Origin of the sequence: Pseudotenacibaculum sp. MALMAid0570 (genome assembly GCF_040151415.1) — a bacterium.
Taxonomy (GTDB): domain Bacteria; phylum Bacteroidota; class Bacteroidia; order Flavobacteriales; family Flavobacteriaceae; genus Polaribacter.
Map to the genome: position 1 here is coordinate 100,036 of NZ_JBDKWF010000045.1, position 23,906 is coordinate 123,941.

Annotated in this window: 20 protein-coding genes and 1 tRNA gene; 8 read left to right on the top strand and 13 right to left on the bottom strand. The window is 33.2% G+C overall.

What is annotated here, in order from left to right:
- Nucleotides 1-13: 13 nt before the first annotated feature.
- The 7 genes from AAON49_RS03680 to AAON49_RS03710 form a co-directional block, all read right to left on the bottom strand.
- Nucleotides 14-928, bottom strand: a complete 915-nt coding sequence (locus tag AAON49_RS03680; RefSeq protein ID WP_349552731.1) for a DMT family transporter — start codon at nt 926-928, stop codon at nt 14-16.
- On the bottom strand, nt 915-2,000 hold the full coding sequence (locus AAON49_RS03685; RefSeq protein ID WP_349552732.1) for an LptF/LptG family permease: 1,086 nt from the start codon (nt 1,998-2,000) through the stop codon (nt 915-917). The genes AAON49_RS03680 and AAON49_RS03685 overlap by 14 nt, the downstream gene beginning before the upstream one ends.
- Nucleotides 2,000-3,130 (bottom strand): tRNA guanosine(34) transglycosylase Tgt, encoded by a 1,131-nt coding sequence (gene tgt / locus AAON49_RS03690; RefSeq protein WP_349552733.1) that lies wholly within the window; start codon nt 3,128-3,130, stop codon nt 2,000-2,002. Before tgt ends, AAON49_RS03685 begins: the two co-directional genes overlap by 1 nt.
- Nucleotides 3,131-3,178: 48 nt before the next feature.
- The gene (rluF, locus tag AAON49_RS03695) at nt 3,179-3,985 is read right to left on the bottom strand and encodes a 23S rRNA pseudouridine(2604) synthase RluF (protein WP_349552734.1); all 807 of its coding nucleotides are present in this window, start codon (nt 3,983-3,985) and stop codon (nt 3,179-3,181) included.
- A 92-nt stretch (nt 3,986-4,077) separates the two neighbouring features.
- Nucleotides 4,078-4,680, bottom strand: coding sequence for an alpha-ketoglutarate-dependent dioxygenase AlkB family protein (locus AAON49_RS03700; protein WP_349552735.1), 603 nt, complete (start codon nt 4,678-4,680; stop codon nt 4,078-4,080).
- Nucleotides 4,681-4,740: 60 nt separating this feature from the next.
- Nucleotides 4,741-5,721: an SAM-dependent methyltransferase gene (locus AAON49_RS03705; protein WP_349552736.1), complete on the bottom strand. Its 981-nt coding sequence runs from the start codon at nt 5,719-5,721 to the stop codon at nt 4,741-4,743.
- Between the two features lie 163 nt (nt 5,722-5,884).
- Nucleotides 5,885-5,969, bottom strand: a tRNA-Ser gene (locus tag AAON49_RS03710).
- A 169-nt stretch (nt 5,970-6,138) separates the two neighbouring features.
- On the opposite strand from AAON49_RS03710, the gene AAON49_RS03715 reads away from it, so the two are divergent.
- The 8 genes from AAON49_RS03715 to AAON49_RS03750 all read left to right on the top strand — a co-directional run bounded on the left by AAON49_RS03715 (nt 6,139) and on the right by AAON49_RS03750 (nt 13,553).
- A complete protein-coding gene (locus tag AAON49_RS03715) occupies nt 6,139-6,939 on the top strand; it encodes a sulfite exporter TauE/SafE family protein (RefSeq protein ID WP_349552737.1) in 801 nt (266 codons plus the stop codon).
- Nucleotides 6,939-8,003, top strand: a complete 1,065-nt coding sequence (gene aroC, locus AAON49_RS03720; protein ID WP_349552739.1) for a chorismate synthase — start codon at nt 6,939-6,941, stop codon at nt 8,001-8,003. Before AAON49_RS03715 ends, aroC begins: the two co-directional genes overlap by 1 nt.
- 1 nt (nt 8,004) lies before the next feature.
- Complete coding sequence (locus tag AAON49_RS03725; protein WP_349552740.1) at nt 8,005-8,559, top strand: Crp/Fnr family transcriptional regulator; 555 nt, start codon at nt 8,005-8,007, stop codon at nt 8,557-8,559.
- A gap of 35 nt (nt 8,560-8,594) precedes the next feature.
- Complete coding sequence (locus tag AAON49_RS03730; RefSeq protein ID WP_349552742.1) at nt 8,595-9,143, top strand: DinB family protein; 549 nt, start codon at nt 8,595-8,597, stop codon at nt 9,141-9,143.
- A 49-nt stretch (nt 9,144-9,192) separates the two neighbouring features.
- On the top strand, nt 9,193-10,092 hold the full coding sequence (locus AAON49_RS03735; RefSeq protein WP_349552743.1) for an esterase-like activity of phytase family protein: 900 nt from the start codon (nt 9,193-9,195) through the stop codon (nt 10,090-10,092).
- Between the two features lie 137 nt (nt 10,093-10,229).
- Nucleotides 10,230-11,294, top strand: coding sequence for a PA0069 family radical SAM protein (locus AAON49_RS03740; RefSeq protein WP_349552744.1), 1,065 nt, complete (start codon nt 10,230-10,232; stop codon nt 11,292-11,294).
- A gap of 43 nt (nt 11,295-11,337) precedes the next feature.
- Nucleotides 11,338-12,006: a hypothetical protein gene (locus tag AAON49_RS03745; RefSeq protein WP_349552746.1), complete on the top strand. Its 669-nt coding sequence runs from the start codon at nt 11,338-11,340 to the stop codon at nt 12,004-12,006.
- Between the two features lie 275 nt (nt 12,007-12,281).
- Entirely contained in the window at nt 12,282-13,553 is a 1,272-nt protein-coding gene (locus tag AAON49_RS03750) for a helix-turn-helix transcriptional regulator (RefSeq protein ID WP_349552748.1), read from the top strand.
- 55 nt (nt 13,554-13,608) lie between these two features.
- Here AAON49_RS03750 and AAON49_RS03755 read toward each other — a convergent pair whose 3' ends face one another.
- From AAON49_RS03755 to rplA, 6 genes are all read right to left on the bottom strand, one after another.
- On the bottom strand, nt 13,609-13,920 hold the full coding sequence (locus tag AAON49_RS03755; RefSeq protein WP_349552749.1) for a DUF3467 domain-containing protein: 312 nt from the start codon (nt 13,918-13,920) through the stop codon (nt 13,609-13,611).
- Nucleotides 13,921-13,928: 8 nt separating this feature from the next.
- Entirely contained in the window at nt 13,929-18,206 is a 4,278-nt protein-coding gene (rpoC, locus tag AAON49_RS03760) for a DNA-directed RNA polymerase subunit beta' (RefSeq protein ID WP_349552751.1), read from the bottom strand.
- Nucleotides 18,207-18,304: 98 nt separating this feature from the next.
- Nucleotides 18,305-22,120, bottom strand: coding sequence for a DNA-directed RNA polymerase subunit beta (rpoB, locus tag AAON49_RS03765; RefSeq protein ID WP_349552752.1), 3,816 nt, complete (start codon nt 22,118-22,120; stop codon nt 18,305-18,307).
- A gap of 125 nt (nt 22,121-22,245) precedes the next feature.
- Entirely contained in the window at nt 22,246-22,623 is a 378-nt protein-coding gene (gene rplL / locus AAON49_RS03770) for a 50S ribosomal protein L7/L12 (protein ID WP_349552753.1), read from the bottom strand.
- A 50-nt stretch (nt 22,624-22,673) separates the two neighbouring features.
- A complete protein-coding gene (gene rplJ / locus AAON49_RS03775) occupies nt 22,674-23,189 on the bottom strand; it encodes a 50S ribosomal protein L10 (RefSeq protein ID WP_349552755.1) in 516 nt (171 codons plus the stop codon).
- A gap of 21 nt (nt 23,190-23,210) precedes the next feature.
- Nucleotides 23,211-23,900, bottom strand: coding sequence for a 50S ribosomal protein L1 (gene rplA / locus AAON49_RS03780; RefSeq protein WP_349552756.1), 690 nt, complete (start codon nt 23,898-23,900; stop codon nt 23,211-23,213).
- Nucleotides 23,901-23,906: the final 6 nt, after the last annotated feature.

Sequence of the window (23,906 nt, forward strand, 5' to 3'; positions counted from 1 at the left end):
TTTGCAATGATTTTTATTTTTTTAGAAAAGTTGACTTCTTTGCTTTGTCTGTGAATCTTTTCATATTCTTTAAGATTCCATTCAGAAGCACTACAAACAATACAATGAAGGCTCCAAAATAAAATTGAGTATTCATTTTTTCAGAATCACCAAAAACAATCAATGCTAAAATAATAGCATATATAGGTTCTAAATTAATGGTAAGCATTACAGTATATGGTGTAATATTTCTCATTACAAGTACTGAAGCTATAAAAGCATAGGCCGTACAAACACTACTTAAGATTAAAAGATACAACCAATCTGATCCTTCTAATGTGAAGAACTCTACTGTAAATGCTCCTGTTATTAATAAAAAACCTGTTATAAAGAGTGTTCCAAAAAATAACTGATAAAAAGATATGAGTTCTGCATCGTACTTTTTTATGTACAGCCCGTTTAAAACAGAAAATAAAGCAGAAAGAAACGATGAGATTAATGCATAAATAATTCCCCATGTATACTGAGATTCAAAACTGAAAATAATATACAATCCTGCTACTACTAACACTCCTAAAAAAATTTCGATAAGCTTGATTCGTCTTTTGAAGAAAAAAGGTTCTATAAAAGAAGTAAAGAATGCTCCTGTACTCATAGTTACTAATGCAATCGATACGTTAGATACTTTTATGGCCTTAAAAAAGGTAATCCAATGCAGCGCTATAATAATACCTGAAAAGAAGAACTTCAACAAAGCTTTTCTATCTAACTGAAAAGATCGTTTTCTGATAAAGAAATAGATAGCTATGAATGCTGAAGCAATTAACATTCTGTACCAAACCAAAGGAATGGCATCAATAGAAATGAGTTTTCCTAAAATTGCGGTAAATCCCCAAATGAAAACTATAAAATGTAGGTGTAAATAATCTTTGAGCTTACTTCCTTGCATTGAGATATAAATAAACTGCTAATCCTCCAAATACTATATTAGGAATCCATACATACAATAACGAATTTGCTCCGGCTACTGCTCCTAACACCTCAGCTACTTTCATAAAAAAGACATAAATAAACATGACCGCTATTCCTAAGGCTAGGTTAACTCCTATACCTCCTCTTCTCTTTCTAAAAGCCAAGGCTACCGCTATAATTGTGAGTATATATGTAGATATTGGCAAACTAGTTCTCTTATGCAATTCTACCAAGTAAGAGTTCAAATTCTTAACCCCTCTTTTCTTAGAAATCTCGATGAAATCAGAAAGTTCATCAGAGGGCATTTCTTGTGCCAAAGCAGATTTAAATAATAAATCTTTTGGGGTAAATGCAAATGCTGTATCTAAATTTACTCCTGTAAAAATACTATCATTCCCTTTGTACAACTTTCTCAATTTATATCTAGATAGACGGAAGGTGCTATCGTTTTCATTCCATCGAATATTATCTGAGGTTAGTTTCTGAACTAACTCTATGCCTTTGTAATTTTCAATTGTGAAATAGGTACCGTTGGAGGATTTAAAATTGTAACTCTTCAAATATATATAGGTACTATCATTTAGTTGTAAACTAAAATTCCGAACTAAATTGTCTGTAAACTTCTTGCGTGCTAAGTATTCTTTTTCAAATTGTTTTCTCTCTTTACTACTATTAGGAACTACATAATGATTCATTGCCAAAGCAAAAACTGTAATCAAAGTTGCTCCAATCATATATGGATACAAAAGTCTTGTAAATGAGATTCTAGCATTCGTCATTGCTACAATCTCTGTATTGTTAGACAATTTAGAAGTAAATAAGATAACAGCAATAAACAATGCCAACGGCATAAACGTATTGGAATAATAGATGATGAAATTTTTATAATATTCATCAATAATCTGCATTGCAGAAAGATCTGCATGTGCTAAAAACTTATCTACTTTTTCAGAGATGTCAATAGCCACAGCGATTGGAATCAAAATTAGTAAGGTAAACAGAAATGTTACCAAATACCTTTTTAATATGTACCAATCGAGTATTCTCATTACAAACGTTTGTTCATTTGATTGACCATTTTATTCTTCCAAGTTAAGAAATCACCTTCAATAATATGTTTTCTTGCTTCTCTTGCCAACCAAAGATAAAATCCTAAGTTATGAATGGAAGCTATTTGTTTTCCTAACATTTCTTTAGACGCGAATAGGTGTCTTAAGTATGCTTTGGAATACATTGTATCTACGTAAGTGATACCCATTTCATCAATAGGAGAAAAGTCGTTTTCCCATTTTTTATTCTTGATATTAATCGTTCCATGAGCAGTAAACAGCATTCCGTTTCTAGCATTTCTTGTGGGCATTACACAATCAAACATGTCTACACCCAAAGCAATATTTTCTAGAATATTAATTGGTGTTCCAACTCCCATCAAATATCTTGGTTTGTCTTCAGGTAAAATACTACAAACTACATCAGTCATTTCATACATTTCTTCTGCAGGTTCTCCAACTGAGAGTCCACCAATAGCATTTCCTTCTGCTTCAACTGAGGCAATAAATTCTGCCGATTGCTTTCGTAAATCTTTATATGTACTCCCTTGAACAATAGGAAATAGTGTTTGATTGTAATCGTATTTTAATGGAGTTTTCTCTAAATGATCAATACATCTTTTTAACCAACGGTGTGTCATATGCATAGATCGTTTAGCATAGCCATAATCACAAGGATAAGGTGTACATTCGTCGAAAGCCATGATGATATCTGCTCCAATGCTACGCTGAATTTCCATCACATTTTCTGGAGTGAACAAATGCATAGATCCATCAATATGGCTCTTGAATTTTACACCTTCTTCATTTATTTTTCTTCTTCCTGATAATGAATATACTTGATATCCCCCACTATCAGTTAAAATATTTCGATCCCAATTCATGAACTTATGTAGCCCTCCTGCTTGTTCTAAAATTTGGGTTTTTGGTCGCAGATATAGATGATAAGTGTTTCCTAAAATGATATCAGGATTAATTTCATCTTTCAATTCAGATTGATGAACTCCTTTTACACTAGCAACTGTTCCAACAGGCATAAAAATAGGAGTCTCTATCTCGCCATGATCAGTTGTAATTTTTCCTGCTCTGGCTTTGCTATTTGGGTCTTGACTTTTTAATTCAAATTTCATTGCGTGCAAAGATACACAAATAGGAAGTTGACAGACTCTAAAAGATTCTTAAGATTTTCTCCTTCTATTTTTTGATCTTGGTCTAGATCTTCCAAAAGACTTTTTCTTATTGGTATCCTTGGAAGCTTCTTCTGTTTTAGAGGAAGTCTTAATTAATTGATTAATGGTATCAATTTCTTTTTTAGTGAGCTCTCTCCAATCGCCATATTTAAGTCCAGCTAAACTCACATTCATAATTCTAGTTCTCTTTAGCTTTCTTACTTCGTACCCTAAGTACTCACACATTCTACGAATTTGTCTGTTTAATCCTTGAGTAAGCGTAATTTTAAAGACATAATCGCTTATTTTTTCAACTTTACAATTTTTGGTAACAGTTCCAAGAATAGGAATTCCGTTACTCATTTTTTTGATAAACTGTTCTGAAATTATTTTGTCTACAGTTACAATGTATTCTTTTTCATGATTGTTTCCTGCTCGTAGAATCTTATTAACGATATCTCCATCATTTGTCAAAAAAATCAATCCCTCCGAAGGTTTGTCTAACCTACCTATTGGGAATAAGCGCTCTGGATGATTGATGTATTTAACAATATTTTTTCGCTCCTTTGAATCGGTAGTAGAAACAACTCCTATAGGTTTATTTAAGGCTATGTATAGCGTTTTAGGTTTTGCTTTTAATGGTTTTCCGTCTACTTTGACAATATCTCCCTCAAAGACTCTATTTCCTAATTGTGTGGGCTTTCCATTGATAGTTACCCTTCCTTCTGTAATAAGTTTCTCTGCTTCTCGGCGAGAACAAATTCCAGTTGAACTAATGAATTTATTAAGATTAATGGAGTCTAAATTGCTTGACAAAAGATTTGTTTTGAATTACAAAGTTATATAAATCATGAATTTTGAATGATGAACCTTTACTTCTTTATTCCTAATTCAATATTCTCTATTCTTTAAATGATAATTGTTCGAAAGGTAAGGTTTATTCTTGGTGCGTGTATTTTTTTTGTAGGCGGAAGTCTATGTAACCAATTCTTTTGAGTTTCTCCTTTCATCAGTAATAGACTACCATTTTTTAAAATAATATCTATTCTTTGTTTGGTTTCTTTATGCTTGAAAGAGAACTTACGTTCTGCCCCTAAGGTTACTGATGCAATGACTCCGTTTTCTTGTAGAGTTTTTTCTCCATCACTATGCCAAGCCATTCCTTCAGAACCATCGTGATATAAGTTTAAAAGACAAGAGTTATAAGTAGCTTTAGAAATCTCTTCGACCTTCTTTTTTAACTCTAATAATTCTGGAGTCCAAAGGTGAGCTTGTTTTGTTACACCTGAATAAGAATAGTTATACTCTTTATTACCAAACCAAGCCACTTTTCTTTTTGTAACATAGTGTTTCCCAAAAACAATAGCTTGATCATTCTCCCACGGAATTTCGTTAAACAACTTATCATAGTAAAAATTACATTGTTCTTTGTTTAAAATCAATCCGAAATCAATCACTTCACCGTCAAAAGGAAGAATATTTTGTTGTACTTCTTGGTTGAAAAGATCCATAGTTCAAAAATAAAAAACCTACAGCGAACTGTAGGCTTTTAAATATCAATTTAATTTATTTTACTCTCTCATTTCTAACTGTAAAGCAGGTTCTGGTTTTAAGGAATAAATAAATTCTACTGCTTTGTGAGTAATTGGTTTGTGTATGGGAATTTCTAAAGCCATACTTAAAGAAGACTCACATCTTTCTAAAAAATGTTCTTTATAAACAAAAACAGCTGTATCTAAAATAACACTGTCATATTTTTCTGCATCTGATAAACTTACACTTGTTTGAGCAAATTTCTGCGGAAGCTCTTTTGTTTTTTCTGTTTCTCTTAATACTTTTCTCACGTCAAAAACATCACTTTCATAAACTTCTTCTGATCCTTTTTTAAAGTTGAGCTTAATCACAACGTTTTCTGGAACTACAGTAATATCCTTTCTCAACTGTGGTAAGAGATTCCATAAAATTGGCACATAGCATTCTCTATTTAACAGAGCATCTAAGGTTTCACTAAAAAGAATATGGTATTCATCTGCATTAGGGATTTCAAATTTAATTGCATCAGCTTGATAATACTCATTCACATAATCAGTGAGTCCTAATTGACGAATTAGCTTTTTTGCAATCTTCAATGACTTTTCATTGATTTCCAATACTGAAAATTGAACCTCATCTTTTCCAAACATTGGAGCTATTAAAGTCACAAAAGGAGCAAACGGTCCGCATCCAGCATAAAATATTTTAATTGTTTCATTAGGATGTTTCTTTTGCTTATCTTTTATAGCTTGTACAAATCCTTTTAAGAATTTAGTTGTTCTCCTATAATCTAGGAAACAGGCAGCAGCATGATTTAATGATAAAGCCACTCCAGTTTCTGCTGGTAAACAGGCCAAGTGCTCTAAATCTTCATCTTTTCCGTTAATCCCTGTAAGCTCTTGGTAGATTTGATACATCTCATTTAGAATGCTCAATAATTCTTCATTATTATTAACATCTGCATTGAGTAATTTTTGTGATAGATTTTTTAACTCTACAGTAGGTGTAGTAGTTTCCATATTCCCTTAATTATGATTTGGTAACTAAAGTAGTTGGATTCTAAATAGAATGCAATGCGTATTTATACCTGAAATGTAAAATCAAACAAAACTTGATTGGTTTTGTATTTATATTCTCTTTTGAAAATACAAAACCCGAAACTTTCGTTTCGGGTTTGTTTTGCGGAGAAAGAGGGATTCGAACCCCCGGACCTGTTACAGTCAACAGTTTTCAAGACTGCCGCATTCGACCACTCTGCCATTTCTCCAGTGTCTTTTGCGTTTACCTTTTCTAGCGGGCTTACCCGCCGAAGGAAATTTATTTCCGTAGGCGGGTGCAAATATAGAAAGGTTTTTCGTTTTCTAAAAGCATTTTTTCTTTTTTTAAAAGATTATTTTCTCGCTTTCTTTTTCCTTTTTGTAATACTTTTACACTCAATGGATTCTAGTATTTTAGATTATATATTTTTAGTCATTGTTGGGCTTATTGCAGGCGGAATTAATATTCTTGCTGGTGGTGGTTCTCTCTTAACCTTACCTATGCTAATCTTTTTAGGAGTACCCCCTAGCGTTGCAAACGGAACCAACAGAATTGCCATTATCATTCAGAATATTTTTGCTGTACGAGGATTCCAAAGCAAAGGTGTTTCTTCTTTTCCTTTTAGTATTTATCTAGCACTTTCAGCAACAATAGGAGCAATTATTGGAGCTATTTTGGCTGTTCATTATGTAAAGGATGATGTTTTTAATAAAATTCTAGGAGTTGTCATGGTAGTGGTCGTCATCTTTATGGTCGCTAAACGAAAATCATCTTCCCAAGAATTAATGGAACGAATTACAGGGAAATACCTTTGGCTAGGAATCATTGCTTTTTTCTTTGTAGGTCTTTATGGCGGATTTATCCAAGCGGGAGTTGGATTTATCATCTTGTTAGCTTTGTCAAGTATCAATAGAATTTCTCTAGTAAAAAGTAATGCCATTAAAGTATTTGTCGCTTTAGTTTATTCTATTGCCGCAGTAGCCGTTTTTACACATGGAGATTCTATCAATTGGAAGTATGGATTAATCTTATCTGTAGGAAATGCAACAGGTGGGTGGATAGTTAGTAGATGGTCTGTTAATAAAGGCGATGGACTTATTAAAAAAGTTTTAATTGTTATGGTTTTAGTCATGGCAATTAAGTTATGGTTTCCTGATTTTTATACTATCTTAGCCAATCAAATTTTAGAATTGTTTTAATGGCTTTTAATACGCTTGGAAATTTATTAAAACTGACCACTTTTGGTGAGTCTCATGGAGTAGCAATTGGAGGAATCATTGATGGTTTTCCTGCTGGTGTTATAATTGATTTGGATGCTATTCAAAAAGAATTGGATCGTAGAAAACCCGGACAATCAAAAATTGTTACTCAGAGAAAAGAACCTGATACAGTAGAATTTTTATCTGGAATTTTCGAAGGAAAAACAACTGGAACTTCTATTGGATTTGTTATAAAAAACACCAATCAAAAATCGAAGGATTATTCTCATAATACAGATGTTTATAGACCTTCTCACGCAGATTATACATATGACAAAAAGTATGGAATTAGAGATCATCGTGGTGGCGGGCGTTCCTCGGCAAGAGAAACTGCTAATTGGGTAGTTGCTGGAGCTCTAGCTAAACAATTGATTTCTCATATTTCTATCAATGCATACACTTCATCTGTAGGCGAAATTGAAATGTCTAAAAACTATCAGGATCTTGATTTTTCTAAAACCGAATCAAATATTGTTCGTTGTCCAGATGAAAAAATGGCTGAACAAATGATTGATAAGATCAAAGAAATTAGAAAAGAAGGCGATACTATTGGAGGAACAATAACTTGTGTAGCTCAGAATGTTCCTATAGGATTGGGAGAGCCTATTTTCCACAAGTTGCATGCTCAATTAGGAAACGCCATGTTGTCTTTAAATGCTGTAAAAGGGTTTGAGTTTGGAAGCGGTTTTAAAGGAACCAAAATGAAAGGAAGCGAGCATAATGATATCTTTAATGAAGATGGGGCTACTCAAACAAATCTTTCAGGCGGTATCCAAGGTGGCATTAGCAATGGAATGGATATTTATTTTAGAGTGGCGTTCAAACCTGTAGCTACCGTTATGCAAAATCAGTCTACCATTAATTCGAAAGGAGAAGCTACAGAAATTATGGGAAAAGGTCGTCATGACCCTTGTGTGGTTCCAAGAGCTGTTCCTATTGTTGAAGCCTTAACTGCACTAGTGTTAGCTGATTTTTATTTACTAAATAGAACTAGAAAAATTTAAGTTGAATCTTCAAGATACTTTATTGCAAAAATTAGCACCTCTTTGGGAAGAGGAAATAATTTTAAAACGCAATGAGTTTTTACTTAAAGAAGGCGACTTAAATAACAACACTTATTTAATAACTTCAGGTAGTGTTCGAGTTTTTATTCTTGATAAAGAAGGAAATGAACATACAATTCGTTTTGGTTATGCAAAATCGTTCACTGGAGGTTTAGATACTTTTCTAGTAGAAAAACCAACAAAGTTTTATATACAAGCAATTAAAGAAACTCATTTAAAATATTTATCTAAGGATAAATTCTCTGAATTTTTACACAGCTCTCCTGAAAACCAATCTTTATGGCAGAAATTCCTTGAGTTATTAGTATATCAGCAATTAGAAAGAGAAATCGATTTAATTACTTTTACTCCTAAAGAACGATTGTTGAGAGTATTGGATAGAAGTCCACAATTATTTCAAGAAATTCCTCAAAAACACATTGCCTCTTACCTTCGAATGACACCAGAAACTTTGTCTCGTATTCTGAAAAACATTGATTCAAATCAATCTTTTTAATACTTTCTTTTTTCAACTTTGTGAAAAACAAGACCATGAGATTTGAAACAGAAAAGCTACTAGACGAATTAACAGAACATGTTCATTCTCATTTACAATTTTCAAAATCTTTAGATAGTAAATCTGATGAAGAATTGAACTGGAGACCTCACAAAAAATCTTGGAGCGTCTTGGAATGTTTGGAGCATCTAAACAGATATGGGAAATTCTATATCGAAGAGATTAAAAAAAGAATGGAAAACTCAAAGGCTCCTCAATCAAATATTTTCGAGAGTGGTCGTTGGGGAAATAAATTTGCTATGGACATGCTTCCGAAAGAAGGAATGAAAACCATGAAAACCTTTAAAAGCAAGAACCCTCTTCATTCTAAATTAGACAGAGAAAAAGTGGTTGCTACTTTTACTAAACAACAGCATTGGTTTTTAAGGTTGCTAGAAATGGCCAAGGAAAAAGATCTCACCAAAATTAAAACTTCTACTACTTTACCTCTGGTAAAGTTCAGATTGGGAGACACCTTTCGTTTTGTGATTCATCATAATGAAAGACATGTACAACAAGCAAGAAAGATCTTAAGCGATAAGTAAATATTTGTTTATCAAAAAAAATGCATAAGTTTGGTAAAATCCAAACTACATGAAAAGCTTCAAAACCATCATATTTATTATATCTGCAGTTATCCTATCTAGCTGCGGTAACAATGTAACTGTTGATAAAAATGCAATTACAGCAACATTAGATTACACCAAAGTTGAAACTTTTGGAAAAGCTTTAGCAGATCAAGTAAATGCAGGTGATGGTGCTGGAATAGATAAAATATTTAGAAATAGTGGTGTTGTAATTGATGAATCTGATAGTACATATTTTGCAGTTAATGGTGTACATCCAGTTCAGCGCGGTGACCTTACCTCCTATTATCCTAAATCTATTGTAAAAGCTTCACTTATTACTGACAAAGTAGTTAGAGCATATTCTTTTAAAAGTATGAATGGACATGAAGTAGATATGGAAGGCTTGACTTATGGAGAAGAGAAAGGTTATTTATATATAGGAGATGAGTACAATTATGTGTACAAAATGAATCTATCTTCTGGAGCAATAGAACAAGAGTGGAATTTGGCTTCAATTGGTATTTCTACCAGAGCTGACAAAGGAGTTGAAGCTATGACATATTCTCCTATAACAAAAAATTATTTTGTAGGTATTCAAGCTCTTAAAACAGTATTCGAAATTAATTTAAAAGAGGATGGCTCTGTTGTAAAAGTGAATGAATTTGCTGTACCCGACTCTCCTAGTGGTTTGTTTGCTCATCCAGATGGGACTCTGTATGTTTTGACCTTTCGTGGAATCTATCGCTTTACTAAAGATGGTGTCCAAACATGTGAAATTTCAATCCCTAAAGATTTGGGAATGGTACGTCCAGACGGTATTTATATTGATAGTAAGAATGAATACATCTATCTTGCAGATTCTCAAGGTCCGCTTAAAAATGGACATTCTTTATACAAAGTTGCTTGGACACAACCTTGTAAATAGTTACTATTATTCAAGATTAATTTATCAACAATCCTTTTTTTCTCAGTTTTCTGATGTAACTTTATAGCTCAAACTTTGAGGATCAAACACTTCCTATTGTATTCTCGTTTGCATTTCAAACTTTTTAAGAATTACAAATGAAATACATCAAAGGGCGTGGTGCACAACTCAATACCCACAATCGATTTTTACAGCACGAATACATTATTCGAGATGATTTCTTGAATTATTGTGAATTAGAGAATGAAAACGCTGACTCTAATAAAACTACTTATTTAGAGATTTTTCCTAAAACGATTATCAATAAAGTAACAAGTCCAGATATTGGCTTAATGTATTCTATGAATCCTTATCAAGGATGTGAACATGGTTGTATCTACTGTTATGCGAGAAATACGCATGAATATTGGGGATACTCGGCTGGATTAGACTTTGAACGAAAGATTTTATACAAATCTAATGCTGCTGAATTGCTTGAGAAAAAACTACGAGGAAGAAACTGGAAACCTCATGGGATTATGTTCTCAGGAAATACTGATTGTTATCAACCTATTGAAAAGAAACTAAAAATTACTAGAGAAATGCTTAAAGTTCTTTTGAAATTGAAGCACCCTGCAAGCATGATCACAAAAAACGCACTGATTTTAAGAGACTTAGACATTCTCACAGAAATGGCTTCAATGAATTTAATTCATGTAAATATTTCTATTACCTCTCTTTCTGAAGAAACCAGAAGGAGTTTAGAACCAAGAACTGCAACCATTAAAAAACGATTGGAAACTGTAAAGATATTATCTGAAAATGGTATCCCAGTAAATGTTATGATGGCTCCAATTATTCCTTCTATTAACAACCATGAGATTTTAAAATTAGTTAAAACAGTAACTAAGTTGGGAGCTAAATCTGTAGCTTACACAGTAGTTCGTTTGAATGGAGCTATTGGTCAACTTTTTACTGATTGGGTAAAAAAAGCTTATCCAGACAGAGCTGAAAAAGTTTTGAATCAAATTAAAGAATGTCATAATGGTACTTTGAACGACAGTAGATTTGGACTAAGAACAAGTGGTGAAGGTAAATTTGCTGAACAAATCTCTGATCAATTTAAACTAGCTAGAAAATTATATTTAAAGGATATTGAATATCCTAAATTAGATTTTAGTTTGTTTGATAAACATCAAACCAATCAAACTCGTTTGTTCTAATGATCTAAATCTTTAAAATTTTATACATTTAGAAAAAAAAGTGATGCATAGAATTCAAGAGATCAATAAAAAATTGCTTGTCATAGCATTTGCCATAGCTAATATATTATGGATAAAGTGCTTAATAGATATACACAATTACAAATATGTTAGACCAAATTTTAGCTTTCCAGAGTTCTTTACAATTCTTTTCATTGTAGGCGCTATACTTACATTAGCATTATCAACTATTTGCTTAAAAAATGTTCTGAAGAAATCCATTTTGGAACCTACTTCAGGAACATGGTCTTTCTTCTTCTGGCTTGCGATACCTATCTCAGTAATTTGTGTAAGTCCGGTTTGTTATACAGGGAATATATTTATGGCTGCCTATCCTACTAGTGCAGTTATTCGTATTGGCTTACTTATTATTCCTATAATAGCTGGTTTACTATACTATAATAAGAAAAAAGAACTAGCCATATTTATTTTACTTTGTTTAAGTTTCCTTTTACTAATTCCAAATGATAAGTGCAGAAACCCTTTTAATTATTGGTGGATTCGCAAAGTTGGAGCTTCTCCTCTTACCTACTTACCAACAATGTTTGTAATGTTATTTGCTATTACTGGTTTATATGGTAAGAACAAGTATTTGATTACTTTGATTCTATATGGTTTATGTGCAGGAGCTTTATTTTTGGCAATAGGGCATAGGATTAAACTTCTATGGTAAAATTTTAATACGTTTTAGAGTTAATTCTTAAACCAAAATAATTATTCCTATAAAAATATCTCAATAAAAAAAGCTACACTTTAAAAGTGCAGCTTCAAATTATTGTAGCCATCGTCCCCCAACAAAGGCTTATATAATGTTGTTTATGGTTATCAACAAAATTAACATTCAATACCTATATCTAATACTTTTAATCTATACATATCTACTACAATTGTATATCAAACAATAAAAAACTACTATATTTATACTGCACAACTTCTTAAACTACTTTTTTGACACAAACAGTTATAAAAAATATAGTACTCTTTTTCATTCTTCTTTTTTCAGTAAAAGTATATAGTCAAGACCAAATTATTAAGTCTGGAGATGAATGGTTTTTTTATGAAGATGGTTCTCTTGATACAAAATGGTTCTTAAATTCTACAGATTATAAAAATTGGAAGAAAGGAATTACACCAATTGGTTATGGAGATAAAAAAGTTGTTACGAATATTAGTTTTGGCTCTGATGAAAATAAAAAACATATAGTTAAATACTTCAAAAAGTCGGTAACGCTTCATGACCCTAATGAATATTTAGCTTATGGTTTTCAGTTTAAAAGGGATGATGGCATTATTATATATGTTAATGGAAAAGAGGTGTACAGAAATAACTTGCCTTTGGGAACCTTAACTGACAATACTTTGGCCATTCATAGAATAGATTCAGATAAAGAATCAGAAATTTTATTTAGCATTTTAGATGTTGAGAAATTTAAAAAAGGGAGTAATATCATTTCTATTGCTATACATCAAGCTAGTCAAAGCTCAAGTGATTGTATTTTTGACTTTGACATGTTTGGCTATAAAGATCCCAAAATACTTTCGGATTTAATCAGCTTAAAATCACAAAAAAACAATGAGTTGGAAACTCAAGTTAAGAGTCTAAACACTAATCTTTTACTTGAGAAATCTGCCTTACAGTTACAAGTTCAAGAAGCTAGATCTGAAAACTTAACGTTCATTCTCTTTATTATTATATTACTTTTTGCAATTTCAATTGGAGTTATTATTCTTCTTTTAGTGAATTCTAAGAAAAAGGAACAACAAACTAATGCAAACATCGATTCTCTTATGCAAGAAATGAAAGTGAAAGATCAAGAATTGATGACTTTGAACACAAAACTTCTACACTCAAGACAATATTTTAAGGAAATAAAAGCTGATATAAAAGGCCTAAAAAATAATAACGAATCTATTATTAAAGACATTAATTATCATATAAATACAGCTCTAGACAATGATAATGATTGGATTAACTTTCAAAAACATTTTGATGCTGTATATTCTGGGTTTTATGACAATCTTTTAAAGGAACATCCTTCTTTAAGTGAAATTGAACTTAGGCATTGTATGTTTATAAAACTGCATATGCAAACTAAAGAAATTGCAAAAATTCTTTTAATAGACCCAAGATCTGTACAAACAGCTAGATATAGGATTAAGAAAAAAATGCATCTATCAGAAGAAACAGATTTACGAGCATATTTATTAAATTTAATCTGATCATTTCTGAAATTAGTTATAAAAAAAACCGAAACTTTCGTTTCGGTTTTTTGTTTTATGCTTCACCTGTTGGTCCAAAATTTAGTGGAATTGGAGGTTGCTCATAATCTTTAATTTCGCCATGAATTTGTTCAAACTTAGCTACATTATCTGCCAATGCTTTGGTTAATCTCTTAGCATGTTGCGGAGTTAAGATAATTCTTGACTTCACTTTTGCTTTAGGAACACCTGGCATGATATTGATAAAGTCGACAATAAACTCAGAAACAGAATGATTGATAATTGCTAGATTAGAATAAGTTCCGTCTGCAACATTTTCATCCAACTCGATGTTTATTTGTCCTTGCTTGTTTTCGTTATCGTTCATGTAAAATCTTAATTAAAGCTTTCTTCAATTTCTTCTTTTGGTCCAACAATCATATTATCATAGATTCTCATACCTGTACCTGCTGGAATCTTCTTACCTACAATAACATTTTCTTTTAATCCTTCTAAGGTATCTATTTTACCATTTACAGCAGCTTCGTTCAGTACTTTTGTAGTTTCCTGGAACGATGCAGCAGAGATAAACGATTTCGTTTGTAACGAAGCTCTAGTAATACCCTGTAATACTTGTTCTGCAGTTGCAGGTTGAGCATCTCTTGCTTCAACCAAGTTCTTATCGGATCTACGTAATAAAGAGTTTTCATCTCTTAATTGACGTGGACTAATAATTTGTCCTGCTTTTAAGTTTTCAGAATCACCAGCATCTTCAACAACTTTCATTCCGTAGATGGCATCATTTTCTTTGATAAAGTCGTTCTTGTGAATCAATTGATTTTCTAAGAATAATGTATCTCCAGAATCAATAATTCTAACTTTACGCATCATTTGACGAACAACTACTTCGAAGTGTTTATCGTTAATTTTCACTCCTTGTAAACGGTATACATCTTGAATTTCATTTACCAAATACTCTTGAACAGCAGATGGTCCTTGGATTCTTAAGATATCTTCTGGAGTTATTGCTCCATCAGATAATGGCATACCAGCTTTAATAAAGTCATTTTCTTGTACTAAAATCTGGTTAGAAAGTTTAATTAAATACTTTCTGATGTCTCCAGTCTTAGATTCAACGATAATTTCTCTGTTACCTCTTTTAATCTTACCGAAAGAAACAACTCCATCCACCTGAGAAACAACTGCTGGGTTAGAAGGATTACGTGCTTCGAATAATTCAGTTACACGTGGTAAACCTCCAGTAATATCTCCTGCTTTTCCAGATTTACGTGGAATTTTCACTAATGTTTTTCCGCTTTCAACAGCATCTCCATCATTAACCATTAAGTGAGCTCCTACAGGTAAACTATATGAACGTAATGCATTTCCATCTTTATCTTCAATAATTAAAGAAGGAATGATTTTCTTGTTCTTAGAATCAGTAATTACTTTTTCTTGGAATCCTGTTTGTTCATCAATTTCTACTTGATAATTAACTCCTTGCTCAAGGTTATCAAATTTCACTTTTCCAGCAAACTCAGAAACAATTACTCCGTTAAATGGATCCCATTGACAAACTGCATCTCCTTTTTTGATGGTTTTCATTCCTTTCTTGAAAATGACAGAACCGTAAGGGATGATATTTGAACTTAGTGTAATTCCTGTTTTCTTATCTTGAACCTTAATTTCAGCTGTTCTAGAAATTACAATATCTACTTCATTTCCTTCTGCATCTTTTCCTTGAACAGTTCTCAGGTCTTCAATGGTTACATTTCCATCAAACTTCGCGATTAACTTATTCTCTTCAGAGATATTTCCTGCAACCCCACCAACGTGGAATGTTCTTAATGTTAACTGAGTACCAGGCTCTCCAATTGATTGAGCAGCAATAACACCTACAGCTTCACCAATTTGAACTTTCTTACGAGTAGATAAACTCTGACCGTAACACTTAGCACAAATTCCTCTTTGAGACTCACAAGTAAGAGCGGATCTTACTTCTACTCTATCTAATCCTGAATCTTCTATTTGTTTCGCTACTTGAGGTGTAATGATTTCACCTGCATTTGCTAAAACTTCTTCGCTGTTAGGGGCATATACATCATGTAATGCAACACGTCCTTCGATACGATCACTTAAGGATTCAACAATTTCATCGTTTTTCTTTAATGGAGTTACTTCTAATCCTCTTAAAGTACCACAATCTTCTTCGTTGATAATTACATCCTGAGATACATCTACCAAACGACGAGTTAAGTATCCTGCATCGGCAGTTTTTAATGCTGTATCGGCAAGACCTTTACGAGCACCGTGCGTAGAGATAAAGTATTCTAAAATTGATAATCCTTCTTTAAAGTTAGAAAGAATTGGATTCTCAATAATTTCTCCACCACCAGCAGTAGATTTTTTAGGCTTTGCCATTAATCCACGCATACCTGTTAACTGACGAATTTGCTCTTTAGATCCCCTTGCACCAGAATCTAACATCATATATACTGAGTTAAATCCTTGTTGGTCTTCACGCAAACGCTTCATAGATAACTCAGTTAATCTGTTGTTGGTTGATCCCCAAACATCAATTACCTGATTGTAACGCTCTTTCTGCGTTAACATACCCATATTATAGTTCATTACAATTCCATCCACTTCTTTGTTTGCTTCTGCAATCATCGTGTGTTTTTCTTCTGGAATAATAATGTCTCCTAAACTGAAAGATAAACCACCTTGGAAGGCAAATTTATATCCCATGTTTTTGATTTCATCTAAGAACTTACCTGTAGAAGGAATATCAGTCGCTTTTAAAATTCCACCAATAATTCCTCTTAAGGATTTCTTCGTTAGCACCTCATTGATATATCCTGCTTCATTAGGTACAACCTCGTTGAATAATACTCTACCTACAGTAGTTTCAATCAACTTAGTTACCGAATTACCTTCTTCATCTAAATCTTGAGTTCTAACTTTAATTCCTGCATTCAAGTCTACTTTCTCTTCATTGAAAGCAATAGTTACCTCTTCAGGAGAGTAGAATGTTAATCCTTCTCCTTTTACAGGAACTTCTTTTGTAGACTTACGTTCTTTGGTCATATAATATAGACCTAATACCATATCCTGAGAAGGTACCGTAATTGGAGCACCATTAGCAGGATTTAAGATATTATGAGAAGCTAACATTAATAATTGTGCTTCTAAAATAGCTTCTGGCCCTAAAGGTAAGTGAACCGCCATCTGATCTCCATCAAAATCGGCGTTAAATGCCGTACACACTAATGGGTGTAATTGAATTGCTTTTCCTTCAATTAATTTTGGCTGGAATGCTTGAATACCTAAACGGTGTAATGTTGGAGCACGGTTCAGTAATACTGGGTGTCCTTTAATTACGTTTTCTAAGATATCCCAAACAACAGGCTCTTTTCTATCTATAATTTTCTTTGCAGATTTTACTGTTTTTACAATTCCTCTTTCAATCAACTTACGGATGATAAAAGGCTTGTACAATTCAGCTGCCATATCTTTTGGCAATCCACATTCGTATAATTTTAATTCTGGTCCAACAACAATTACAGAACGAGCAGAATAATCAACACGTTTTCCAAGTAAGTTCTGACGGAAACGTCCTTGCTTACCTTTTAAAGAATCTGATAATGATTTTAATGGTCTGTTAGATTCTGTTTTTACTGCTGAAGATTTACGAGTGTTATCAAATAATGAATCTACAGATTCTTGTAACATACGTTTTTCATTACGTAAGATTACTTCTGGAGCTTTGATCTCCATTAATCTTTTCAAACGGTTGTTACGGATGATAACTCTACGATATAGGTCATTCAAGTCAGAAGTAGCAAAACGACCTCCATCTAATGGAACTAATGGACGTAATTCTGGTGGAATTACTGGAACCACTTTCATGATCATCCACTCTGGCTTGTTTTCTCTATTTTTATTTGCATCTCTAAATGCTTCAACAACATTTAGTCTTTTTAACGCTTCCGCTTTACGTTGCTTAGATGTTTCAGTATTTGCTTTGTGTCTTAATTGGTAAGATAACTCATCAAGATCAATACGAGCTAATAACTCGATTAAACACTCAGCTCCCATTTTCGCGATGAATTTATTAGGATCTGAATCTTCTAAGTACATGTTTTCTTGAGGAAGTGTATCTAAAATATCTAAATACTCTTCTTCCGTTAAGAAGTCCATTTTTTGTAATGGTTCTCCTTCTGCATTTTTAGCAATACCTGGTTGAATTACAACATATCTTTCGTAGTAGATAATCATATCTAACTTCTTAGATGGTAATCCTAAAAGGTATCCCATTTTATTAGGTAAAGATCTGAAGTACCAGATGTGAGCAACAGGAACAACCAAATTGATATGTCCTACTCTATCTCTACGTACTTTCTTTTCAGTTACCTCAACACCACATCGGTCACAAACAATTCCTTTATAACGAATTCTCTTGTATTTACCACAAGCACATTCGTAGTCTTTTACTGGACCAAAAATACGCTCACAGAACAATCCGTCTCTTTCAGGTTTGTGTGTACGGTAGTTGATAGTTTCTGGTTTTAACACCTCTCCTTTTGAAGCCTCAAGAATAGACTCTGGTGATGCTAAACCAATTGAGATTTTATTAAACTTTTTTACAGTGTATTTCTCGTTTTTTCTTGCCATGGTAATGGTATCGAATTAAAGTTTGGATCTAAGACCCTTATGATATTAGTAAATCCTTCTGAACAAAAATATTTCTGTTCAGAAGGCATTCTGTAAATTTATTCTTCTAGTTTTAGGTCTAAACCTAAACCTTTAAGTTCGTGCATTAATACGTTGAACGATTCTGGTAACCCTGGTTCTGGCATGGTTTCACCTTTTACAATACTTTCGTATGTTTTAGCTCTACCCATTACATCATCAGATTTTACCGTTAAGATCTCACGTAAGATACTAGAAGCTCCATAAGCCTCTAATGCCCAAACCTCCATCTCTCCGAAACGTTGACCTCCAAACTGAGCTTTACCTCCTAAAGGTTGTTGCGTAATTAATGAGTAAGGTCCAATAGAACGCGCGTGCATTTTATCTTCAATCATGTGACCTAACTTAATCATATAAATTACACCTACTGTTGCTGGTTGATCAAAACGTTTTCCTGTACCTCCATCATATAAATATGTGTGACCAAATCTTGGTACTCCAGCATCGTCTGTGTAACCATTGATCTCATCTAATGATGCTCCATCAAAAATTGGAGTAGCGTACTTCTTGTCTAATTTCTGACCAGCCCATCCAAGAACTGTTTCATAAATCTGACCAATATTCATACGCGATGGTACCCCTAATGGATTTAGTACAATATCTACTGGTGTTCCGTCTTCTAAGAAAGGCATATCTTCTTGACGAACGATACGAGCAACAATACCTTTGTTACCGTGACGTCCTGCCATCTTATCTCCTACTTTTAATTTACGTTTCTTAGCAATGTAAATCTTAGCAAGTTTTAAGATACCTGCTGGTAATTCATCTCCAACAGAAATCGTAAATTTCTCACGACGTAAAACTCCTTGTAAATCGTTTACTTTAATCTTATAGTTGTGAATTAATTCACTTACTAATTTATTGATCTCTTTGTCAGTAGTCCAAGTTCCACTTGTTAAATGCACATAGTCTTCAACCGCGTTTAACATTTTAAGTGTATACTTTTTACCTTTTGGTAATACTTCTTCTCCAAGATCATTAAACACTCCTTGAGAAGTTTTTCCACTAATTAATTGGAATAATTTCTCTACTAATGTTTCTTTAAGAGCATCAAACTTAGATACAAATGAAGCTTCTAAAGCTGTTACAGCTTCTTTATCTCTTGCTCTCTTGTTCTTATCTTTTACTGCTCTTCTAAATAATTTCTTATCAATTACTACTCCTCTTAAAGATGGAGAGGCTTTTAACGAAGCATCTTTTACATCTCCAGCTTTGTCTCCAAAGATGGCACGTAATAATTTTTCTTCTGGTGTTGGATCTGATTCTCCTTTTGGAGTAATCTTACCAATTAAAATATCACCAGGTTTTACTTCTGCACCAACGCGAATCATTCCGTTTTCATCTAAGTCTTTAGTAGCCTCTTCAGAAACGTTAGGAATATCATTCGTTAATTCTTCAGTACCTAATTTAGTATCACGTACATCTAAAGAATATTCATCGATATGAATAGAAGTAAAGATATCTTCACGAACTACTTTTTCAGAAATCACAATTGCATCCTCGAAATTGTAACCTTTCCAAGGCATGAAAGCAACTTTCATATTTCTTCCTAAAGCAAGCTCTCCTTTTTGAGTTGCATATCCTTCACAAAGAACCTGACCTTCTGCTACTCTATCGCCAGTACTTACAATAGGTTTTAGGTTGATACACGTTCCTTGATTTGTTTTTCTAAACTTGATAAGATCATATGTCTTCTCGTCAGAATCAAAACTTACTAGTTTTTCTTCATCAGTTCTATCATACTTAATTGTAATCTTATTTGCATCTACATAGATTACTTCTCCATTTCCTTCTGCATTGATTAAGATTCTAGAATCTTTTGCAACACGTCTTTCTAATCCTGTTCCTACAATTGGAGATTCTGGACGTAATAATGGTACTGCTTGACGCATCATGTTAGATCCCATTAAAGCACGGTTAGCATCATCATGCTCTAAGAATGGAATTAAAGATGCAGAGATTGAAGCAATTTGATTTGGAGCAACGTCCATATAATCGATTACATTTGGAGTTACCACAGGGAAATCTCCTTCTTCTCTTGCAATCACTCTATCACTAACAAAGCTACCATCTTCGTTTAATTCTAAATTAGATTGGGCAATTTTCTTACCTTCTTCTTCTTCAGCACTTAAATAGATAGGATCTTGTTTTACATCTACAGAACCCTCTTTTACTTCTCTATAAGGAGTTTCAATAAACCCTAAGTTATTTACTTTCGCAAATACAGAAAGTGAAGAGATTAGACCAATATTTGGTCCTTCAGGTGTTTCAATCGGACATAAACGACCATAGTGTGTATAGTGAACGTCACGAACCTCGAAACCTGCTCTTTCTCTTGATAAACCTCCAGGTCCTAATGCAGATAATCTACGTTTGTGAGTAATTTCAGCTAACGGATTTGTTTGATCCATAAACTGAGATAACTGGTTAGTTCCAAAGAATGAGTTAATTACTGAAGATAACGTTTTTGCGTTAATCAAATCAATAGGAGTAAATACCTCGTTATCACGTACGTTCATACGCTCACGAATAGTTCTTGCCATACGAGCAAGACCAACTCCAAACTGACCAGCTAATTGCTCACCTACAGTTCTAACACGACGGTTAGATAAGTGATCGATATCATCCACCTCAGCTTTTGAATTGATTAACTCAATTAAATACTTGATGATAGTGATAATATCTAACTTGGTTAATACTTTTTGATCGATATCAACATCTAAACCAAGTTTTGTATTCATTCTAAAACGTCCTACTTCACCTAAGTTGTATCGTTGCTCAGAGAAGAATAATTTATCAATAATTCCTCTTGCTGTTTCCTCATCTGGCGGTTCAGCGTTACGTAATTGTCTATAGATATGTTCAACAGCCTCTTTTTCAGAGTTTGTTGGATCTTTTTGTAATGTATTATGAATAATCGCGTAGTCTGCTTGCTGATTGTCTTCTTTATGAAGTAATACAGTCTTAGCGCCAGACTCAATGATTTCTTCTATATGTTCTTTTTCGATGATTGTATCACGATCGAAAATAATTTCGTTACGTTCAATGGATACAACTTCTCCAGTATCTTCATCTACGAAGTCTTCAAACCACGTTTTTAATACTCTTGCAGCTAACTTTCTACCTAATACTTTTTTAAGACCAGCTTTTGATACTTTTATTTCTTCTGCTAAATCGAAGATTTCTAAAATATCTTTATCTCTTTCAAAACCAATGGCTCTAAATAAAGTTGTTACTGGTAATTTTTTCTTTCTATCGATATACGCGTACATCACGCTATTGATATCGGTAGCGAATTCAATCCAAGAACCTTTAAAAGGAATTACTCTTGCTGAATATAATTTTGTACCGTTTGCATGGAAAGATTGTCCAAAGAATACACCAGGAGAACGGTGCAACTGAGATACAACAACTCTTTCTGCCCCATTAATTACGAAGGTACCAGAGTTTGTCATATAAGGAATAGTTCCTAAATACACATCTTGTACGATTGTTTCAAAATCTTCGTGTTCTGGATCTGTACAGTATAATTTAAGACGAGCCTTTAAAGGCACACTATATGTTAGTCCTCTTTCGATACATTCTTGAATGCTATATCTAGGTGGATCTACAAAGTAATCTAAAAATTCTAGTACAAAGTTGTTACGAGTATCTGTAATTGGAAAATTGTCCATAAAGGTCTTGTACAAACCTTCTTCACCTCGCTCTTCAGCTTTTGTTTGAAGTTGGAAAAAGTCTTGGAAAGACTTAACCTGAATATCTAGGAAATCAGGATAATCTGTTCCTAGTTTTGAAGATGCGAAATTGATTCTTTCAGTAGTGTTTATCGTTGCCAAAAGAGAATATTTTTTTAATTAAAAAACCTGAATTATAAAAGAACGAATATATACACAAAATGGTTTAGGCCTAGGAGATCAATACTCCTAGTGCCTAAACCTTAGGTTGTTAGCTAGGTTAAAGCTTATTTAAGCTCAACCTCAGCTCCAGCTTCTTCTAAAGATTTTTGAAGCCCTTCTGCTTCATCTTTAGATACACCTTCTTTAATTGGTGCAGGTGCGCTATCTACGATACCTTTAGCTTCTTTAAGTCCTAAACCAGTTAATTCCTTAACTAATTTTACAACTGCTAATTTAGACCCACCTGGTGCTTTTAAGATTACGTCGAATTCAGTTTTTTCTTCTGCTCCACCATCTGCTCCTCCAGCTGCTGGTCCAGCAACTGCTACAGCTGCTGCTGCAGGCTCAATTCCGTATTCTTCTTTTAAAATATCAGCTAATTCGTTAACCTCTTTTACTGTTAAGTTAACTAATTGTTCTGCGAAATCTTTTAAATCTGCCATTTCAATTGTTTTTAAAAATTTTTTATTATATAGTTTATTAGTGCGCTAATTTATTTTTCTGATAATGTTTTTAAGATACCAGATAATTTACCTCCTCCTGATTGTAATGCTGAAACAACATTCTTAGCAGGTGATTGTAATAATGTGATAATATCTCCAATTAATTCTTCTCTAGACTTGATGTTTACAAGAGCATCTAATTGATCATCACCAACGTAGATTGCTTCTTCAACATAAGCACCTTTTAAAAGAGGCTTGTCTGATTTTTTTCTGAATTCCTTGATTACTTTAGCTGGAGCATTTCCTGCTTCAGAAATCATTAAGGAAGTATTACCTTTTAAAATATCTTGTAACTCTCCAAACTCCTTATCAGAAGCTTCCATTGCTTTTGAAAGCAATGTGTTTTTTACAACAGCCAATTTTACGTTTGCTTTAAAACAAGCTCTACGTAAGTTAGAGGTAGTCAATGCATCTAGTCCAGAAATATCTGCTAGATATATTGTGTTAGTATCTGCTAATTGTGCTGTTAAATCTTGTATTACTTGTGATTTTTCTTCTCTAGTCATGATATACGTTTTTAACTGCTATTAAACAGATTTTACATCTACTTCTACACTTGGGCTCATTGTGCTAGACATGAAAATACTTTTAATGTATGTTCCTTTAGCTGCAGTTGGCTTTAACTTGATTAAAGTTTGTACCAATTCGTTTGCATTTTCTGCAATTTTGTCTGCTTCAAAAGATGCCTTTCCAATCGCTGCATGAACGATTCCTGTCTTATCAACTTTAAAGTCGATTTTACCAGCTTTTACATCTTTTACTGCTTTTGCAACATCCATTGTTACAGTACCAGTCTTAGGGTTTGGCATTAAACCTCTAGGACCTAAAATTCTTCCTAAAGGACCTAATTTACCCATAACACTAGGCATTGTAATAATCACATCAACATCTGTCCATCCTCCTTTTATTTTTTGAAGGAATTCGTCTAAACCAACATAATCAGCTCCAGCTTCTTTAGCTTCAGCTTCTTTGTCTGGGGTAACTAATGCAAGTACCTTTACATCTTTCCCTGTACCGTGAGGTAATGTCACTACGCCTCTAACCATTTGGTTAGCTTTACGTGGATCTACACCTAAACGAACAGCGATATCTACAGATGCGTCAAACTTTACATTAGTAATTTCTTTGATTAAAGCAGAAGCAGCGCTAATATCATACGATTTAGAGCTATCTAACTTTGCGTAAGCTTCTTTTTGCTTTTTTGTTAATCTTGCCATTTTACT

Coding starts and splice junctions, on each gene's coding strand:
- AAON49_RS03680 (WP_349552731.1), bottom strand. CDS start 928: ATGCAAGGAAGTAAGCTCAAAGATTATTTACACCTACATTTTATAGTT.
- AAON49_RS03685 (WP_349552732.1), bottom strand. CDS start 2,000: ATGAGAATACTCGATTGGTACATATTAAAAAGGTATTTGGTAACATTT.
- tgt (WP_349552733.1), bottom strand. CDS start 3,130: ATGAAATTTGAATTAAAAAGTCAAGACCCAAATAGCAAAGCCAGAGCA.
- AAON49_RS03700 (WP_349552735.1), bottom strand. CDS start 4,680: ATGGATCTTTTCAACCAAGAAGTACAACAAAATATTCTTCCTTTTGAC.
- AAON49_RS03705 (WP_349552736.1), bottom strand. CDS start 5,721: ATGGAAACTACTACACCTACTGTAGAGTTAAAAAATCTATCACAAAAA.
- AAON49_RS03715 (WP_349552737.1), top strand. CDS start 6,139: ATGGATTCTAGTATTTTAGATTATATATTTTTAGTCATTGTTGGGCTT.
- aroC (WP_349552739.1), top strand. CDS start 6,939: ATGGCTTTTAATACGCTTGGAAATTTATTAAAACTGACCACTTTTGGT.
- AAON49_RS03730 (WP_349552742.1), top strand. CDS start 8,595: ATGAGATTTGAAACAGAAAAGCTACTAGACGAATTAACAGAACATGTT.
- AAON49_RS03735 (WP_349552743.1), top strand. CDS start 9,193: ATGAAAAGCTTCAAAACCATCATATTTATTATATCTGCAGTTATCCTA.
- AAON49_RS03740 (WP_349552744.1), top strand. CDS start 10,230: ATGAAATACATCAAAGGGCGTGGTGCACAACTCAATACCCACAATCGA.
- AAON49_RS03745 (WP_349552746.1), top strand. CDS start 11,338: ATGCATAGAATTCAAGAGATCAATAAAAAATTGCTTGTCATAGCATTT.
- AAON49_RS03755 (WP_349552749.1), bottom strand. CDS start 13,920: ATGAACGATAACGAAAACAAGCAAGGACAAATAAACATCGAGTTGGAT.
- rpoC (WP_349552751.1), bottom strand. CDS start 18,206: ATGGCAAGAAAAAACGAGAAATACACTGTAAAAAAGTTTAATAAAATC.
- rplL (WP_349552753.1), bottom strand. CDS start 22,623: ATGGCAGATTTAAAAGATTTCGCAGAACAATTAGTTAACTTAACAGTA.
- rplJ (WP_349552755.1), bottom strand. CDS start 23,189: ATGACTAGAGAAGAAAAATCACAAGTAATACAAGATTTAACAGCACAA.
- rplA (WP_349552756.1), bottom strand. CDS start 23,900: ATGGCAAGATTAACAAAAAAGCAAAAAGAAGCTTACGCAAAGTTAGAT.